The sequence below is a fragment of the Brevundimonas sp. genome, from assembly GCF_030704825.1.
In the GTDB taxonomy this organism is placed as follows: Bacteria; Pseudomonadota; Alphaproteobacteria; order Caulobacterales; family Caulobacteraceae; genus Brevundimonas.
In genome coordinates this window covers 374001-389113 of the sequence record NZ_JAUYNX010000014.1, presented here as the reverse complement: position 1 = coordinate 389113, position 15113 = coordinate 374001, and the positions used below count along the sequence as shown (strand labels likewise).

Annotated in this window: 20 protein-coding genes; 12 read left to right on the top strand and 8 right to left on the bottom strand. The window is 66.3% G+C overall.

What is annotated here, in order from left to right; translation table 11 throughout:
- Positions 1 to 5 precede the first annotated feature (5 nt).
- Positions 6 to 281 carry a metal-sensing transcriptional repressor gene (locus tag Q8Q71_RS07260; protein WP_300470746.1) on the top strand — a complete coding sequence of 92 codons (276 nt, stop codon included), beginning with the start codon at positions 6 to 8 and terminating at the stop codon, positions 279 to 281.
- A 145-nt stretch (positions 282 to 426) separates the two neighbouring features.
- Here the strand turns inward: Q8Q71_RS07260 and Q8Q71_RS07255 are convergent, their stop codons facing one another.
- On the bottom strand, positions 427 to 999 hold the full coding sequence (locus Q8Q71_RS07255; protein ID WP_305758951.1) for a manganese efflux pump MntP family protein: 573 nt from the start codon (positions 997 to 999) through the stop codon (positions 427 to 429).
- 223 nt (positions 1000 to 1222) lie between these two features.
- Between Q8Q71_RS07255 and Q8Q71_RS07250 the strand changes: the two genes are divergently transcribed.
- Complete coding sequence (locus Q8Q71_RS07250; protein ID WP_292124877.1) at positions 1223 to 1498, top strand: metal/formaldehyde-sensitive transcriptional repressor; 276 nt, start codon at positions 1223 to 1225, stop codon at positions 1496 to 1498.
- 94 nt (positions 1499 to 1592) lie between these two features.
- On the opposite strand, the gene Q8Q71_RS07245 is transcribed toward Q8Q71_RS07250, so the two are convergent.
- Positions 1593 to 1802: a hypothetical protein gene (locus tag Q8Q71_RS07245; RefSeq protein WP_305758950.1), complete on the bottom strand. Its 210-nt coding sequence runs from the start codon at positions 1800 to 1802 to the stop codon at positions 1593 to 1595.
- Positions 1803 to 1844: 42 nt separating this feature from the next.
- On the opposite strand from Q8Q71_RS07245, the gene Q8Q71_RS07240 reads away from it, so the two are divergent.
- Together Q8Q71_RS07240 and Q8Q71_RS17225 are read left to right on the top strand one after the other, a co-directional pair.
- Complete coding sequence (locus tag Q8Q71_RS07240; RefSeq protein WP_305758949.1) at positions 1845 to 3689, top strand: cation-translocating P-type ATPase; 1845 nt, start codon at positions 1845 to 1847, stop codon at positions 3687 to 3689.
- Positions 3686 to 3925 (top strand): DUF1289 domain-containing protein, encoded by a 240-nt coding sequence (locus Q8Q71_RS17225; protein WP_371315937.1) that lies wholly within the window; start codon positions 3686 to 3688, stop codon positions 3923 to 3925. Before Q8Q71_RS07240 ends, Q8Q71_RS17225 begins: the two co-directional genes overlap by 4 nt.
- 114 nt (positions 3926 to 4039) lie before the next feature.
- On the opposite strand, the gene Q8Q71_RS07235 is transcribed toward Q8Q71_RS17225, so the two are convergent.
- Positions 4040 to 4732, bottom strand: coding sequence for a VIT family protein (locus tag Q8Q71_RS07235; RefSeq protein ID WP_305758948.1), 693 nt, complete (start codon positions 4730 to 4732; stop codon positions 4040 to 4042).
- Between the two features lie 211 nt (positions 4733 to 4943).
- On the opposite strand from Q8Q71_RS07235, the gene Q8Q71_RS07230 reads away from it, so the two are divergent.
- Positions 4944 to 5507, top strand: coding sequence for a cytochrome b/b6 domain-containing protein (locus Q8Q71_RS07230; RefSeq protein WP_305758947.1), 564 nt, complete (start codon positions 4944 to 4946; stop codon positions 5505 to 5507).
- On the opposite strand, the gene Q8Q71_RS07225 is transcribed toward Q8Q71_RS07230, so the two are convergent.
- Positions 5499 to 5963 (bottom strand): DUF1003 domain-containing protein, encoded by a 465-nt coding sequence (locus tag Q8Q71_RS07225; protein WP_305758946.1) that lies wholly within the window; start codon positions 5961 to 5963, stop codon positions 5499 to 5501. The genes Q8Q71_RS07230 and Q8Q71_RS07225 overlap by 9 nt on opposite strands.
- Before the next feature lie 170 nt (positions 5964 to 6133).
- Between Q8Q71_RS07225 and Q8Q71_RS07220 the strand changes: the two genes are divergently transcribed.
- From Q8Q71_RS07220 to Q8Q71_RS07195, 6 genes are all read left to right on the top strand, one after another.
- Entirely contained in the window at positions 6134 to 6493 is a 360-nt protein-coding gene (locus Q8Q71_RS07220) for a PepSY domain-containing protein (protein ID WP_305758945.1), read from the top strand.
- Between the two features lie 52 nt (positions 6494 to 6545).
- Positions 6546 to 7223 carry a winged helix-turn-helix domain-containing protein gene (locus tag Q8Q71_RS07215; protein ID WP_305758944.1) on the top strand — a complete coding sequence of 226 codons (678 nt, stop codon included), beginning with the start codon at positions 6546 to 6548 and terminating at the stop codon, positions 7221 to 7223.
- 34 nt (positions 7224 to 7257) lie between these two features.
- Entirely contained in the window at positions 7258 to 8592 is a 1335-nt protein-coding gene (locus Q8Q71_RS07210) for a HAMP domain-containing sensor histidine kinase (RefSeq protein ID WP_305758943.1), read from the top strand.
- Positions 8589 to 9371, top strand: coding sequence for a hypothetical protein (locus Q8Q71_RS07205; protein WP_305758942.1), 783 nt, complete (start codon positions 8589 to 8591; stop codon positions 9369 to 9371). Before Q8Q71_RS07210 ends, Q8Q71_RS07205 begins: the two co-directional genes overlap by 4 nt.
- Before the next feature lie 277 nt (positions 9372 to 9648).
- Positions 9649 to 10281 (top strand): isoprenylcysteine carboxylmethyltransferase family protein, encoded by a 633-nt coding sequence (locus Q8Q71_RS07200; RefSeq protein WP_305758941.1) that lies wholly within the window; start codon positions 9649 to 9651, stop codon positions 10279 to 10281.
- 11 nt (positions 10282 to 10292) lie between these two features.
- Positions 10293 to 10577, top strand: coding sequence for a hypothetical protein (locus Q8Q71_RS07195; RefSeq protein ID WP_305758940.1), 285 nt, complete (start codon positions 10293 to 10295; stop codon positions 10575 to 10577).
- Between the two features lie 148 nt (positions 10578 to 10725).
- Here Q8Q71_RS07195 and Q8Q71_RS17220 read toward each other — a convergent pair whose 3' ends face one another.
- A complete protein-coding gene (locus Q8Q71_RS17220; protein WP_371315936.1) occupies positions 10726 to 11103 on the bottom strand; it encodes a PilZ domain-containing protein in 378 nt (125 codons plus the stop codon).
- On the opposite strand from Q8Q71_RS17220, the gene Q8Q71_RS07190 reads away from it, so the two are divergent.
- The gene (locus Q8Q71_RS07190; RefSeq protein WP_371315935.1) at positions 11050 to 12408 is read left to right on the top strand and encodes an MFS transporter; all 1359 of its coding nucleotides are present in this window, start codon (positions 11050 to 11052) and stop codon (positions 12406 to 12408) included. The genes Q8Q71_RS17220 and Q8Q71_RS07190 overlap by 54 nt on opposite strands.
- Before the next feature lie 276 nt (positions 12409 to 12684).
- Here the strand turns inward: Q8Q71_RS07190 and Q8Q71_RS07185 are convergent, their stop codons facing one another.
- The 3 genes from Q8Q71_RS07185 to Q8Q71_RS07175 form a co-directional block, all read right to left on the bottom strand.
- Entirely contained in the window at positions 12685 to 13071 is a 387-nt protein-coding gene (locus tag Q8Q71_RS07185) for a DUF302 domain-containing protein (RefSeq protein ID WP_305758938.1), read from the bottom strand.
- A gap of 33 nt (positions 13072 to 13104) precedes the next feature.
- Positions 13105 to 13893: a substrate-binding domain-containing protein gene (locus tag Q8Q71_RS07180; RefSeq protein WP_305758937.1), complete on the bottom strand. Its 789-nt coding sequence runs from the start codon at positions 13891 to 13893 to the stop codon at positions 13105 to 13107.
- A gap of 115 nt (positions 13894 to 14008) precedes the next feature.
- Positions 14009 to 15079, bottom strand: a complete 1071-nt coding sequence (locus tag Q8Q71_RS07175; RefSeq protein ID WP_305758936.1) for a hypothetical protein — start codon at positions 15077 to 15079, stop codon at positions 14009 to 14011.
- Between the last annotated feature and the right edge of the window lie 34 nt (positions 15080 to 15113).

Sequence of the window (15113 nt, the reverse complement as noted above, 5' to 3'; positions counted from 1 at the left end):
ACATCATGGCTCACGTCGCTCATGAATCCCACCCCGAGATCGTCAATCGGCTGAAACGCGCCGAGGGGCATCTGCGCAAGACCATCGGCATGATCGAGGCGGGACGCAGCTGCCTCGACCTGGCCCAGCAACTTCATGCGATCGAAAAGGCGGTCGCAGCGGCCAAGAAGACCCTGATCCACGACCATATCGACCATTGCCTCGCGCACGCTTCGGACGGCGATCCGGCGGAAGCCCGACAGGCGGTCGTCGCGTTCAAGGCGATCACCAAATATCTCTGACAGCGGCCAGGCGGCGCGCCCTCGGCCCGTCCGCGGTCTCCGAACGGCCCGCCCCCGCTCGGCAGGCGAGAGGCGGCGCGCGCAGGCCAGTGGATGAGCGCAGGATGGCCGCGACTGATTCTTAACCCACGCCCTGTCGTCCTTTTCAGCCCCCGAAAACACCCAGGTGTTCGAGCAGGATCGTCAACCCGAGGACGACCAGCGCCAGACCTCCGAAGAGTTCGGCGATCTCGCCGAAGCGCTGGCCGACCGCCCGGCCGATCAGCATGCCGAGCGTGGTCAGCAGGAAGGTCGTAAAACCGATCGAAGCGGCGATGACCCAGATGTTGGCGCCGATGAAGGCCAGACCGACGCCAACGGCGGCCGCATCGATGCTGGTCCCGACCGCCGTGGCGATCAGTCCCCACGGCCCCGACCGGCGTGGAGCGTCATTCTCCTCCTCAACACGGGCGCGGGTCGCCTCCCAGATCATCTTTCCGCCCACGGCGGCCAGGAGGCCGAAAGCGATCCAGTGGTCGATCCGTTCGACCAGGCCGGCGGCGACCATGCCGAGCGCCCAGCCGATCACCGGCGTGATGGCCTCGATGACGCCGAACACCAGGCCCGCCTTGAGCGCCCCGGGCAGGGTCGGCCGATGTGTGGCCCCCCGTCCGATGGCGGCCGCAAAGGCGTCCGTGGACATGCTGAGGGACAGGATAGCGATGGCGACGGGGGTCATTGCGGATTTCCACCGGGCGACAGACAGCGCTTCCCACTCCGGCCGGTGCGGCGGTGGGACGCGCTGGTCTCGCTAGGCGGCGGTTCCGCTGGTCGGACCACGCGTCGAAACGCGAGCGTGTTGATCCGACCCCGGCGATCAAACGCCGGAAGCTACTCCCCAACAGGAAGCGGCCTTCTAGAGGGTCTCGCGCGCCGCCGCAAGATACTATAGGGGAGTATCCATGGCGCACACCTCCGCGAACAAGAAGAAGCTCGTAACCCGGGTCCGTCGCATTGCGGGACAGCTGGGTGCAATCGAACGCGCGATCGAGTCCGAGGCCGGCTGTTCGCAAATTCTGCAGCAGGTCGCCGCGGCGCGGGGAGCCATGGGCGGGCTGCTGGAGGAACTGATCGAGGATCACCTGCGGCACCACGTGGCCCGCCCCGATCTGAACGAGGCCGAGCGCCGGAGCGGGGCCGACGAACTGATCGCCATTATTCGTCGCTATTCAAAGTAGCCGGGCCCATGGCGACGACGACCGCCGACGATCGACCTCGCGACCGGAAAATCAGGATCGCGCAACCGGCCAAACCTTCTGGGCCGGCATGACGTCACCCGCATTCAGCCAGAAAATGGACTGTCCAATGGGCGAACAATCCGGCCGCAGCCTCCCTGCCCTCGCCGACCAGGCGGAGGCCCGCACGATCGTCCCGGCCGCCCCGAATTGTGAGGGCGGTTCCGGGCAAGCCCCTGTCGACGCCGGTCATGACCGCGATCACCACGATCACGACCATGACCACGACGACGATGGTCACGATCACGAGCATCCGTTCGAGTGGCCGGAGGCGATCCGCATCGGTTTCGTGGCGGTGACAGCGGCGCTCGTGTGGTTCCGGGTTTGGGAGCCGCTTGAAGGGATCAGCCTGATCGGAGCCGTCGGTCTGCTGGTGGGCGGCTGGCCGATCCTGAAGGAAGCCTTCGAGAACGTCCTTCAGCGTCGCATGACCATGGAACTGTCGATGACGATCGCCATCGTGGCCGCGGCGGCGATCGGCGAGTTCTTCACGGCGCTGATCATCACCCTCTTCGTGCTGGTGGCCGAGGTGCTGGAGGGTTTGACAGTCGGCCGCGGCCGCAAGGCCATCCGCGATCTGCTGGAGTTTCTACCCCGCGAGGTCTCGGTTCGCCGGACAGGCGCCATCCGAACCATTTCGGCCGAGGAACTCAACATCGGCGACGCGATCCTCGTCGCGCCGGGCGGACGTATTCCGGTCGATGGCGCGGTCTTGTCAGGCCATTCGTTCGTGGATGAGTCCCGCATCACCGGTGAATCCATGCCGGTGGAGAAGACGGAAGGGACCGCTGTCTTCGCGGGATCCATCAATCAGTCCGGCGCGCTCGAAGTTGAAGCCCAGCGTATCGGCAGGGACACAAGCTACGGCAAGATCATCGAGGCGGTGGAGCGCGCGGAGCGCTCCCGAGCGCCGGTTCAACGCCTTGCGGACCGCATGGCGGGCTACCTCGTCTATTTCGCCCTCGGCTCGGCTGTCCTGACCTATCTGATCACCCAGAATATCTATTCCACGATTTCAGTGATCATCGTCGCCGGGGCCTGCGGCATCGCCGCCGGCACGCCCCTGGCCATCCTCGGCGGTATCGGTCGCTCCGCCCGGCTCGGCGCGATCATCAAGGGCGGCGTCCATCTGGAGACGCTCGGCAAGGTCGATACTGTCGTGCTCGACAAGACGGGAACGCTGACCTTCGGCCGGCCCGAGGTCCAGGCGGTCGTGACCGTGGCCGGCGCAACGCCGGACGACCTTATCGACGCGGCGGCTTCGGCCGAATTGCGATCCGAACATCCCCTGGGAAAGGCGATCATCGCCTACGCCCTGGGCCGGGGACGAACGGTGACCGAACCGGAACACTTCGCCTACACGCCAGGCCGAGGGATCGTCGCCAGGGTGGGGGACTCCGTGATCCTTGTCGGCAATCAGGCCTGGATGCAGGACAACGCGGTGTCGATCCCCGGCGCGCTCAGCGTCGGCGTCCAGGCGGCCTCAGAGGTATACGTCGCCCGGAATGGTCGCCTGCTGGGCGCGATCGCGGTCGCCGACACCGTACGACCGGAAGCCAGGCGCGCCATAGAAGCGCTGCATGGCCTCGGCATCCGCACCCTTCTGCTGACCGGCGACGTTCTTCCCGTCGCCCAGGCCGTGGGAGCCAGCCTCGGCATCCGGGACATCGAAGCGGGCCTACTCCCGGAAGACAAACTCGCCCGCATCCAGACGCTCGTGGGGCAGAAGCGGATCGTCGCCATGGTGGGCGACGGCGTGAATGACGCACCCGCGCTGGCCGCCGCGAGCGTCGGCATCGCCATGGGCTCGGGAACGGACGTCGCCCAGGAAAGCGCCGATGTCGTCCTTCTGGGAAATGATCTCGTGCGCCTCGTCGACACCTTGCGGATCGCGCGACGGACGCGTCGGATCATCTGGCAGAATTTCGCCGGCACCCTGGCCATCGACGCCCTGGGGATCGGTCTGGCGGCCGCGGGCTTTCTCAATCCGCTGTTCGCCGCCTTCATCCACGTCGCGTCGGAGCTCGCCTTCATTCTCAACTCGGCCCGGCTCCTGCCCGCCGTGGCCAGAACGGATGAGGCGATCCCCGCGCCGACAGCGATCGGCGTCCTGCCTGCGGCGGCCACGCCATGAGTTCTGATTCGCCCTGCATCGACGTCTGTCGCTTCGATGGCCGAACCGGCTGGTGCGTGGGCTGTGGCCGTTCGGTTCCGGAGATTCGATCCTGGCGCAAAATGCAGCCACGGGCCCGACAGCTGATCCTCAAGGATCTCACGCGACGCCTGCGACGGCTGAAGGATCAGGGGCGATCCCAGGCCGATCGACCCTCCGCGGCCCCCGCCGATCTGTTCCAGAACCGGGAGAGATGATCCCGGGAGACGCGAACAGCACGCCCGGGCTTCGTCACGGGTCGAGCGCGCTCGGGCGGTGCGGATGGCTCGCGGTTACCGGGCGGTCGCGATCTTGCCTCCGGTCGCCGGGCTTCAGAGCGACGCGCCCACCGCCGCGCCCACCGCGGAGGTAACCGCCATGGCCAGAGCGCCCCAGATCGCCACCCGCCCGGCCGCGCGCAACCGGCCTGCCCCGCCGGCAGCGGCGCCGATGGCCCCAAGCCCGGCGAGCGAGACGAGCGCTCCGGTCGCCACGGCCGGCGCGACCCAGGTCGGGGGCGCTCCAAGCGCGATGAGGAGGGGCAAGCCGGCGCCGGCGGAGAATGTCACGGCCGACGTCAGGGCCGCCTGCACCGGCCGCGCCTTCATTCCGGGAACCAGACCAAGCTCGTCATGGGCATGAGCGGCCAGCGCGTCATGAGCCGTCAACTGGCGGGCTACGGCGGCGGCCGTTTCGTCGGTGAGGCCACGTCGGACATAGATGGCGGTGAGTTCGGCGACCTCAGCCTCGGGGTCGGCGGCGAGCTCGTCCGCCTCGCGCTCCAGATCCGCCGCTTCGGTATCCGATTGGGAACTGACCGAGACGTATTCACCCGCCGCCATCGACATCGCGCCTGCGACCAGACCGGCGATCCCCGTCAGCAAGATGTCGCTGGGCCGCGCCGCCGCCGCAGCCACGCCGACGATGAGGCTGGCGGTGGAAACGATCCCGTCGTTGGCGCCGAGGATCGCGGCGCGAAGCCAGCCAATCCTCTCCACGAGGTGTCTTTCCCGGTGCAAAGGCATCCCCCTCGCTCCTGTCTGGACCGCATCTTCAAGGCCGAAAGGTGGAGCGGGTCAATACCATCAGTAACCGACAACGACGGTACTTGCCGTTTCGCGAATGCTTCGCATTTTTAGAGTAGATTTGTTTGAGGGCTTGGCTGGTTATTTGCGTATAAAGGTGAGAGGTCGCCCTACCGGAGCGAACCTCGACCTGCCCCCAGGAGACTGCCTGATGTCAACAGACCGAAGCCTGCTGACCAAAGCCCTGCACGGGCTCCTGGCCATTGCGGTGATCCATCAACTGGTGATTATCAATTTCATGATCGCGCCGAAGCCCGGACGCGCCGAAAACTTCGCGTTCGAGCTTCACGAATGGGTGGGCCTTACCAGTCTCGGACTTCTGCTGGCCTACTGGTTGTGGACTTTGGTCCGTCGGGGCGAGGCCCGCTTCGGGCTTCTGGTTCCATGGTTCTCGCCGAAAGCGACCCTCGCCGTCTGGCGTGACTTCCGCCTCCACCTGTCCGCCTGGCGGCGTGGACGGCTGCCTGACGTCGGCTCTCACCCCTTCGCGCATGCCGTCCACGGCCTCGGTCTGATCGTGGTCAGCGTCATGGCCGTCACAGGGACGATGACCCTTCTCGCCGTCCTGCCCGAAGCGGTCCGCACGGCGGGATTGGGCGTCCATGAACTGTTTTCCAAACTCGTCTGGGCGTATCTCGTCGGTCACGCCAGCCTTGCGATCCTGCACGAAGTCGCGGGCCACCGGCTTTTTCGACAGATGTTCTGGTCACGCTGACGAAGAGCCTTTGCTCGCTCCGTCAAGTCGCTGGAGGATCTCTGTCTGGATTTCGAGATGCCGGATGATCTCCTCCACCTCGAGCTCGGCCTTCTGATTGACGGCGAAATCCTCGTCGGCTCTGGCTTCCGCGTGACGCCCCTGAATGTTCTGGCCCACCATGATCAACGGCATCAGGAGGATCTGGATGAGATTGGAGATGAACAGCCAGAGCACGAACCCCATCGGGGGGTCGAACCGGAGATGAACCGGGGCCAGCAGGTTCCAGCCGAGCCAAAAAACCGACCACGTGGCGATCATCAGGAAGAACCCCATGGTTCCGACCCGTGTCGTGATCGTGATGGCGAAGCGGTCGAGCGGAGACAGCCGCTCTCTGGTCTGTTCGTTGATGTTCCGAAGGGTCGACCGCCGCTGTCTGAGCGCGTTCAGGCCTAGCAAGTTGGTCGGACGATGCATGATTGTTCCTCGGCCTGTATTCCACACTCAGACGCGTCGCGACGATCAGGACCCTCACGGTGAACCCGGAGCAAGCGTGTTTCCAACTTGTAATGCGCGCGAGAGCATTGGCGAAGGTTGGCCGGCCTAGTGTTCGATCACGCCCGATGCTGGGCGAATGGAGACGTCACATGACTCGCAAGAAACTCATTTTCGGTTTGTCGGCGGCGGCGCTGATCTCGGCCGCGGCCATCGGCGGGGCGGCGGTCGCCGCCAATCCGGGCCCGCCTGGCGAGGACGAACGCGATGAGATTGCCGCCGTCAACGGCGCGCGCGTCTCGCTGGCCCAAGCCGTAGCCATCGCGGAACGCCAGGGATCGGGCAAGGCCATGGAAGCCTCGTTCGACGACGAAAACGGCCGTAGCTGGGAAGTCGAGATCGCAAGCGGCGACCGCGTCGCCACCTATGCCGTGGATGCCGCCAGCGGGGCGGTGAGCGCGGTCGCCGAAGAAGCCGACGAAGCCAACGAAGGTCCCGAAGACAACGATTGACCAGGACGCCGTCCCTCATCGGGGGGCGGCGGTTCCTCACCGAGTGGCCCAAATGAAACTCCTCCTTCTCGAAGATGACGCCGAGGCCGCCGAGTTCGTGCAACGCGGGCTCGCGGAGGCCGGGCATACGGTCGATCTCGCCACTAACGCCGACGACGGGCTGCATCTGGCGCTCGAGGGCGCGCATGACGTTCTGATCATCGATCGTATGGTGCCGGGCGGCGACGGCCTGTCCGTGGTCCGGGCGGTTCGCGACGCGGGCAAGGCCACGCCCGTCATATTCCTGACCGCGGTCGGCGGCGTCCGCGACCGTGTCGAAGGCTTTGAGGCGGGCGGCGACGACTATCTGGTCAAGCCCTATGCGTTCAGCGAACTGCTGGCGCGGGTGCAGGCCCTGGGCAGGCGCTCGCCGTCCATCGATCTGAGACCCGTCCTCGACGTGGGAGATCTGCAGCTTGATCTCGCCGCCCGGACGGCGCGGCGCGGATCGACCCGGCTGGACCTCACGCCCCAGGAATTCAGGCTTCTGGAGTTTCTTGTCCGCCATAGCGGTCAAGTCGTCACCCGGGCCATGTTGCTGGACAAGGTCTGGGGATTTCACTTCGATACGAAGACCAATCTGGTCGACGCCCATATGAGCCGGCTCAGGGCCAAGGTCGATCGGCCCTTCGGTCAGGATCTCATCCATACGGTCCGTGGCGCGGGATACATGATCGATGACTGCGCCTAGATTCCTGGCCTCGTCCGCCCTGCGGCTGGCGGCCGTGTTCGCCGTGATCTTCGCGCTCGGCGGCGCCCTGATGTTCACAGCCTTCTATTGGTCGGTCGCCAGCTATGCGAACGCTTCGATCCGCGATGACTTGCGAACGGAAACCCGGATTCTGTTGTCGGACGGCGGCGCTGAGAACCCTGCGATCCTGGCGCGCCGGGTCGCGTCTCGAATCCAGGCCGCCGACGCGCTGAAATACCTCGTTCTGGACGCCGAGGGCCGCGTCCTAGCGGGCGGGCTTCCAGCAAGGCCCACCGTCGCAGGCTTCAGCGAGGTCACGGCGCCGGCGCCGCCGGACGGTCGGGAAACGTCCGGCGAACTGGCCACGATCGAGGTGCTGGTCACTCAACTCCCACGGGGTTCCCTTGTGGTCGGCAAGAGCAACTACGCCATTCACGAACTGCGCGAGTGGATGGGGCTCCTCACGATCTGGGGCGTGATCGGCATGACCGTGCTCGCGGCGATCGGAGGATTGGCGTCGGGCGCCGTCCTGGCCCGCCGGCTCGACCGCGTGAACGCGGCGACGGCGCGGATCATGCAGGGTCATCTGAGCGACCGAATGCCGCCGATCGGGCTCGGAACCGAGTTCGAGGCGCTGCGCCGGAACCTCAATCGCATGCTGGACCGACTGGAGGCCTCGATGGAGGCGATACGTCATGTCTCGTCCGATATCGCCCACGATCTGCGCACCCCGCTGAACCGGCTGCGGCATCGCCTGGAACATGCGAGGGCGAACCTCACCACGGTCGAGGCCTTTCAGGCGACGGTCGATCTCTCCCTCACAGAGCTCGACCAGACGCTCGACATCTTCGCGGCGCTGCTCCGGATCGCCCAGATCGAGGCGGGTGCCGGACGGTCGAGCTTCGGCCCGATCGACGCCGGCCAGATGATGCAACGGGTGTTCGAGGCCTATCAGCCGGTCGCCGAGCAAGCCGGGCACGTGCTGGGGTTCAGAACGGAAACCGGGGCCGCAATCACCGGAGATGAGGATCTCCTGGTTCAGATGGTGTCCAACCTGGTCGAAAACGCGATTGTCCACTCGCCCGCGCCGGCTCACATCGGCCTCGACGCCCGCATCGAGGACGGCAGGGTCATCCTCGCGGTTCGGGACAACGGCCCGGGAATCCCGTCGGCCGATTTGTCGAAGGTCACCCAGCGCTTCTATCGCCTCGATCACAGCCGTGGATCTCCGGGCTCCGGCCTGGGCCTCGCCCTCGTGGCCGCGATCGCCGCCCTGCACGACGCCCGACTTTCACTTCAATCCGGCGAGCCCGGCCTGGTCGCTTCGATCGGGTTCGAGCGCGCGACTACAGAAAGCCTTGCCGCATGACCCATGCCGGTTCTCCTCCGATCGCAGATACGGCGAGCAAGGTCGCCACGGTCACCTTCGCCTTCTGGGTCATGAAAATCTGCGCCACCACCGTCGGCGAAACCGGCGGCGACCTGCTGTCGATGACGCTCAACATCGGCTACGCCGCGAGCTCGGTGGTGTTGATCGGCTTCTTCGTCGTCGCCCTCACGCTCCAGTTGAGGGCCCGGCGGTTCCACCCCTTCCTGTACTGGGCCGTCATCCTCGCCACGAGCACGGCGGGCACGACCCTCTCGGATTTCATGGATCGAAGTCTCGGCCTGGGCTACGCGACCGGCGCGACCCTTATCGCCACGACGCTGGTCGCCGTGCTCGCGGCCTGGCGCCTGACGACGGGCTCGATCGCCGTCGATCACATCCGCGATCCGAAGATCGAAACCTTCTACTGGATCGCGATCCTCGTCTCCAACACCCTGGGCACCGCCCTTGGAGACTTCCTGGCCGACAGTTCGGGTCTCGGCTACGGACTCAGCAATCTGCTCATCGCGGCCGGGATCGGCCTGACCGTGCTCGCCTACTTCTTCACCCGTATCTCGCGCACGGTGCTGTTCTGGATCGCCTTCGTGCTGACCCGACCATTCGGCGCGACGATGGGCGACCTGCTCACCAAGACGCCGGACAAGGGCGGCCTCGGCTTCGGCACCATTGGATCAACGGCGGTGTTGCTCGCCATCCTGATCGCCATGGTCCTGATGACGAGCTGGAGCCTCCGGGCCAAAAAGCAGCGAGCCGTCGCTTGACCGCGCCGCGCCCGGAGGCGGGCGAGCGCACCGAAAAGCCGCAGGGCCTCCACTGGCGGATGACGGGCCGGCCCCTGCCCGCCTTCTTCTGTGCCGCCCTCGGTTCATGGAGCTTTCCAAAGCCGTATCTGCGTCGGGTCTCACAGCCGATCACCGTCGCGGTCTCGCCATGATCATCAAACGGATCAGACGCTGAGACTGCGGTGAACGGACACGCTATCCTCATTGCCGTCGCCGCCGGATGCGCGGTGCGGTCGCCACTCAAGACGGGTTCCAGATGACCACCTCAGGCTCGGTTCGCCCCCTCGACCTCCGCCGCGTTCAGTTGATCCGCAAGGCCGTTCTGCTGGTCGCGATCCTGTCTGTCGTGGCCCTGGCCGCGATCACCCAGTCCATCGGCGGCGAGACGGAATGGCACGAGGGCCTCGAAACATTCGGCATGGCGGCGATCATCATCTGCATTGTCGGCCGGGCCTGGTGCTCGCTCTACATTGGCGGGCGCAAGAAGGCCGAGATCGTCGATCGCGGACCCTATTCGGTCAGCCGCAATCCGCTCTATGTCTTCAGCTTCCTCGGCGCCTTCGGCATGGGCGCCCAGACCGGCAGCGCGACCATCGCAGGGCTCTTCGTCCTGATCGCCGTGCTGGTGTTCGCCGCCACGGTGAAACGCGAGGAGGCGTGGCTCGCCGACGCCTTCGGGCCGACCTACGCAGCCTATGTCGCGCGCACGCCGCGCTTCTGGCCTAATTTCTCGATGTGGCGAGACCAGGAGATCATCGAGGTGAGGCCCCGGTTCTTCCTCACGACGCTCAGAGACGGTCTCGTCATGCTGCTGGCCCTCCCCCTGTTCGAGAGCCTTGAGCATTTCCAGCAAATCGGTTGGCTCAGGGTCCTGTTGAACTTGCCCTGAAGCCGGATAGGTTGAATCCGACCGCTTGCGGCACGGGCGGTGAGGGAAGGAGTGATCCCTTGGCCATAGACCCCGAAGTCATCCAGTTCACCGTGATCCGCGGCGATGGCGATTGGCGCGTTCTCCGCGATGGACGGAATTCCGGACAATTCGACTTCAGCGTCGACGCGATCGAGTCCGCGTTGGTCCGGGCGACGACGCTGATCGACAAGGGCGCTCGGGTCGAGGTTTTTGTCCAGGACGCGGCCGGCCAACTTCGACAGGTCGATCCGGTCGGCGGCGAAGTGCTGCACTGATGGTCGTCCAAAGCTTGCGGCCGCCCGGGTCGACCGGGCCTGGACCCGATGCCGGACCGGGGCATCTGGGTTGGACGTGCCGTCAAGCGGTCAGCTCATCGGCCGGTCCTGAAATCTGCGCTGCCCGCACTGACGCCGGTGTTCGCGGCTAGTAGCTGCCGTCGTTCGGCGCCGGAAACCTTGATTGACGCATCCGTGCGCCGGCGCGCTGCAGAGTCTCGATCTGCCGCTCGACCGTCTCATCAAGCGTCTCGACCAATCGGACTCCGATTTCATCGCCACGTCGCCAGGCGACATCCGCCATATGCACGGCGCCGCCCGGCTGGATCTCCAGGCGCAGTCGGCCCGTCAAGACGACGCGGGAACTCAGGCGAAGCCGCGCGCCGTCCTCGTGGAGGTCGCGAAGGATCGCGTCCACGACCTCGTTCCAGGGACCGTAAGTAATCCGGCAGCGCAAAACGCAGCGCTCCCGTTGAATGGAACGACGGTCGGCGTCGGCTTGGGCGGATTTCGATCCTGTCCTCATGGGCCTCAACTTGCCCGGGCGAGCTTTCAAAACCATGAGCGTCGGTCGGCTACTCGTCTGGATGCGTCGATCCGGGCTAAGACCAACGGCATGAGCGCACCCCTCAGGTCCGGCCTTCGAGCGGTCCCCCGAAGCATCTGGGCGATCGGCTTCGTCTCCATGTTCATGGACGTCTCGTCGGAGATGATTCACAGCCTCCTGCCCGTCTTTCTGGTGACCGGCCTTGGCGCGAGCGTCGCGCTCGTTGGACTGCTAGAAGGCGTCGCCGAGGCCACGGCGTCGATCACCAGGGTTTTCTCCGGCTGGCTCAGCGACCGCCTTGGCCACCGCAAATGGCTGGCGGTGGCGGGCTATGGCCTGGGCGCCTTGACCAAGCCGATCTTTCCGCTCGCGGTGACCCCGTTCGAGGTGTTCGGCGCGCGATTCGCGGACCGCGTCGGCAAGGGCATTCGCGGCGCGCCCCGCGACGCCCTGGTCGCCGACATCGCGCCGCCCGGGATCCGCGGGGCGGCGTTCGGTCTGCGCCAGTCCCTCGACACGATCGGCGCTTTCGCCGGCCCCCTCGTGGCAATGGGCCTCATGTTCGTTCTCGCAGGCGACATCCGCGCGGTATTCGCCTGGGCCGTGGTTCCAGCCGCGCTTGCGGTCGTGGTGCTCATCTTCGCGGTCCAGGAGCCCCGCCCCGTCGACGGCGTGCGTCATCCGCGACCGCCGATCCGATGGATCGATGTGCTCGCGATGGGCGGAGCGTTCTGGTCTGTCGTCGCCCTGGGCGTGGTGTTCACCATGGCGCGGTTCAGCGAGGCCTTCCTGGTGTTGAGGGCGCAGGATGTCGGCCTCGCCATCGCTCTTGTGCCCGTGGTGATGGTGGTGATGAATGTGGTCTATTCGGTCGTGGCCGCGCCCGCCGGGAGCCTGTCGGACCGGATGGGTCGACGTTGGCTGCTCATCCTGGGCCTCGCGATTCTGATCGCCGCCGACATGGTCCTTGCCTTCGTGGCGACTATTCCCGGTGTTCTGATCGGGGTCGCCCTGTGGGGCCTGCACATGGGCCTGACCCAGGGATTGCTGGCGGCTCTGGTGGTGGATACGGCCCCGTCGCACATGCGTGGAACGGCCTTTGGTCTGTTCAATCTCGCCAGCGGCGTGACCTTGCTGGCGGCCAGTGTCGTCGCCGGCTTGCTGTGGTCCCGGATGGGACCGGAGACGACCTTCCTCGCCGGCGCCGTGTTCGCCCTGCTGGCGACGGCAGGGCTTGTGTCTATGGTATCGCGTCGTCCGGGCGGAGGGACGGCGGCCCTCTGAGCGGCTTCCTGGCCGTTAGTCGCCGCCCTCGACCGCACTGGAATCATCAGTCGGCTGAGGACTTCATCCGCCCCACCCCGTCGAGTTCCTCGAAGGCCTTCGGCGCACTCGAGGTTGAAGTTCTGCGGTTCGCCGGACACCTGTGCCGCCAAGGCACTGGCCCGCCGACGCTCAGCGATGGTCGCGATCTGAAGGGAAGGCAAGGCCTGGTCTGTGAGACCTCGGATCCTCCCGGGAACCGCCACTCTGGGGCCTGTCTGCAGGCCGGGGAACAGATCATATCCGCTCCAGCGCCCCCTTAAGCTTCGCCGCGACCTCCGCCGCCTTGTCCGACAGCGCCGGATTTCCGATCGCCTGCATGGAGGCGACCGGATCGATCGCGGCGACCTCGATCATCCCGTCTGGGCGTTCCTGCACCACCACATTGCAAGGCAGCATGGTGCCGACCTTGTCCTCGAGTTGCAGCGCCTCATGCGCCATCGCCGGATTGCAGGCGCCCAGGATGAGATAGGGTCGGAAGTCCACGTCGATCTTGGTCTTCAACGTCGCCTGAACGTCTATTTCGGTGATGACCCCGAAACCTTCCTGCTTCAGCGCCTCGCGAGTCCGGCCGACCACCTCGTCGAAACCGCCCTCGAGGGTCCTGGAAAAATAGTAGGTCACGGCTTTGTCTCCGTTGCAGATATCGCGTGGCGATCAATCGTCGTTGGGCTCATCTTGAGACGCGTCGGTCATCCAGCCCCAGCGCTGGAAGATTTCCGCGCCCGCCGGGGATTGAAGGAACTCCAGAAATTTCTGGCTGTCCGAATCCTCGCGCCCCAGCGTGGTCACGACCGCGCCCGTGTCGCGATAAATCCGGTAGGGCTCCTCGACCTCGACCAGATCCGCCACCTCCCGATTGGCCACCTGCCAGATGTTCCAGATGATCCAGGCGTCCAGGGTGGGGTCGGCGACCCAGGCCGTCCTGGCCTCGGCGCTGTTGGGAGCGAACAGGACGATGTTCTTCCTGAGCGCGCGCACGCTGCGGATGTCGCCCGCGCGTCCGGCCATGTCTTCCCACAGGCCGTCCTGTCCTGCGCCGTTAACCACCACGATCCGGTGGCCCGGCTCGAACAGGTCGGCCAAGCCTTCGATCGTACCCGGGTTGCCCGGACGCACCAGGATCGCCGCCTGGCGCAGATAGAGGGGCTCGACGTTTGCGGCTTCGATACGCCCCTCCATGGCGGTGACGAAGTCGGTCATCATTGTCTCCGAGCCGCTGAAGATCACATCCGCGTCCAGCTTGGCGTTGGCCAGCCATTGCGGCGTCGGACCGGCGACGACGGTCACCTCGCGTCCGTACGTCCTCGTGTAGGTTTCGGCGGCCTCGCGCATCGCCGGGGCAGGCCCGCCCGGCCCGTAGACATGCAACGGATCGGCCAGGGCTGCCGTGGCCCACAGGAGCGACGCGAGCGCGCCGCCGACGATCAGGATATGCGACTTCATGGGGCGGTCCTTATTGATGGCGCCAGGCCGACGCGTTGCAGTCTCGCAGGGCCGTAACGAACGGCGGGTCGCCTTGATCCGTCGGTCGCGCCGCCGCCAGATTCGCAGGGTCTACTCATCCGCCCTCGACGAGGAAGTCCGCGCCGACCGGTCGACCCAGGACCTCGCCCACCCAGGCCCGCAGATCGCGTCCAAGCGCGGGATTCGGGCGCTCCGCGCGGTAGACGAGATCGCCTGAGTGGAGGGCGCGCGCGAGCAGCGTAGCGGACAAGCCGCCGGCGCCGACCCGGTCGAAATGCCGTCCGTAGTTGGCCGCGACCACCGGCGCGTAAAGCGCCGGATCGGCCGTTAGCCGCTCCGCGGCGTCGCGGTAGGCCTCGACGACGACCTCGAGCTGCCGGCGCTTCTCGCTCACCCCCAAGACCCTGTCCGAAACATGCAGGCCGCCGAGTGGTAACTGGTCGGCGGGGAAGGCAGCGAACCCTGAGAAAATCGCCTGCAGGTCCAGGGCCGTGAACGGCGCCGCCGGCGCGGCTGCCGGCGGCGTTCTTGATCGGGCGACCAGGCCCGTGCTTCCCGGACTGGGCACGGTGATGGCGCCGGCCCGGCCCGACATCATGCGCTGCATGCCCGCTTTGATCGGAAGATACTCCACCTGGAGATCGTTGACGGGATCGACCCCCTGGCGACGGGCGGCCGCCTGGAAGATCAGGTCTCCGCCGCCGCCTCGACCGGATCCGACCGGCCCGCTGACGATGGTGGTCAGGCCCTTCAGGTCCTGAAACCCGCGCACACCGCCAACGGCGACCTGGAAGAAGCCTCGCCAGGTGGTCAGGGTGTGCAGCCGAAGATCGGGAACGGCGCCGGACAGACCCTTCCGGGCGGCGACATAGGTCATCGCCAGCATCGCATCCGCCTCGCCCGAAGCGAACAGGGCGTCGGCGTCCCGAGACTCGGCGATCGGCAGCAGTCTCACTGGAAGCGAGGGATTTAGGCTCATCGCCAGGATCAGCGGAAACACATGGGGATTGGGGGCCGTCGCGATGCCGAGCCCCGGCCCCGGCCCGTGACCCGCCACCGCAGTCCCGGCGTAGGCCGCCGCGCTCGCCGCGACGCTGACCGCCAGGAGCCGTCGCCGGTCGAGCCTGGTCGTGAAATCTCTTTCGCCGTCAACCAACTGTGTCATCTGGCGTTTCCTTTGATGATTGGGCGTCATCCAG

Excerpts from the sequence above, each read along its gene's own strand:
- Q8Q71_RS07205 (WP_305758942.1), top strand. The coding sequence starts at position 8,589 with ATGACCCATGCCGGTTCTCCTCCGATCGCAGATACGGCGAGCAAGGTC.
- Q8Q71_RS07200 (WP_305758941.1), top strand. The coding sequence starts at position 9,649 with ATGACCACCTCAGGCTCGGTTCGCCCCCTCGACCTCCGCCGCGTTCAG.
- Q8Q71_RS07250 (WP_292124877.1), top strand. The coding sequence starts at position 1,223 with ATGGCGCACACCTCCGCGAACAAGAAGAAGCTCGTAACCCGGGTCCGT.
- Q8Q71_RS07215 (WP_305758944.1), top strand. The coding sequence starts at position 6,546 with ATGAAACTCCTCCTTCTCGAAGATGACGCCGAGGCCGCCGAGTTCGTG.
- Q8Q71_RS07230 (WP_305758947.1), top strand. The coding sequence starts at position 4,944 with ATGTCAACAGACCGAAGCCTGCTGACCAAAGCCCTGCACGGGCTCCTG.
- Q8Q71_RS07235 (WP_305758948.1), bottom strand. The coding sequence starts at position 4,732 with ATGCCTTTGCACCGGGAAAGACACCTCGTGGAGAGGATTGGCTGGCTT.
- Q8Q71_RS07255 (WP_305758951.1), bottom strand. The coding sequence starts at position 999 with ATGACCCCCGTCGCCATCGCTATCCTGTCCCTCAGCATGTCCACGGAC.
- Q8Q71_RS17225 (WP_371315937.1), top strand. The coding sequence starts at position 3,686 with ATGAGTTCTGATTCGCCCTGCATCGACGTCTGTCGCTTCGATGGCCGA.
- Q8Q71_RS07175 (WP_305758936.1), bottom strand. The coding sequence starts at position 15,079 with ATGACACAGTTGGTTGACGGCGAAAGAGATTTCACGACCAGGCTCGAC.
- Q8Q71_RS17220 (WP_371315936.1), bottom strand. The coding sequence starts at position 11,103 with ATGAGGACAGGATCGAAATCCGCCCAAGCCGACGCCGACCGTCGTTCC.
- Q8Q71_RS07180 (WP_305758937.1), bottom strand. The coding sequence starts at position 13,893 with ATGAAGTCGCATATCCTGATCGTCGGCGGCGCGCTCGCGTCGCTCCTG.
- Q8Q71_RS07225 (WP_305758946.1), bottom strand. The coding sequence starts at position 5,963 with ATGCATCGTCCGACCAACTTGCTAGGCCTGAACGCGCTCAGACAGCGG.
- Q8Q71_RS07220 (WP_305758945.1), top strand. The coding sequence starts at position 6,134 with ATGACTCGCAAGAAACTCATTTTCGGTTTGTCGGCGGCGGCGCTGATC.
- Q8Q71_RS07260 (WP_300470746.1), top strand. The coding sequence starts at position 6 with ATGGCTCACGTCGCTCATGAATCCCACCCCGAGATCGTCAATCGGCTG.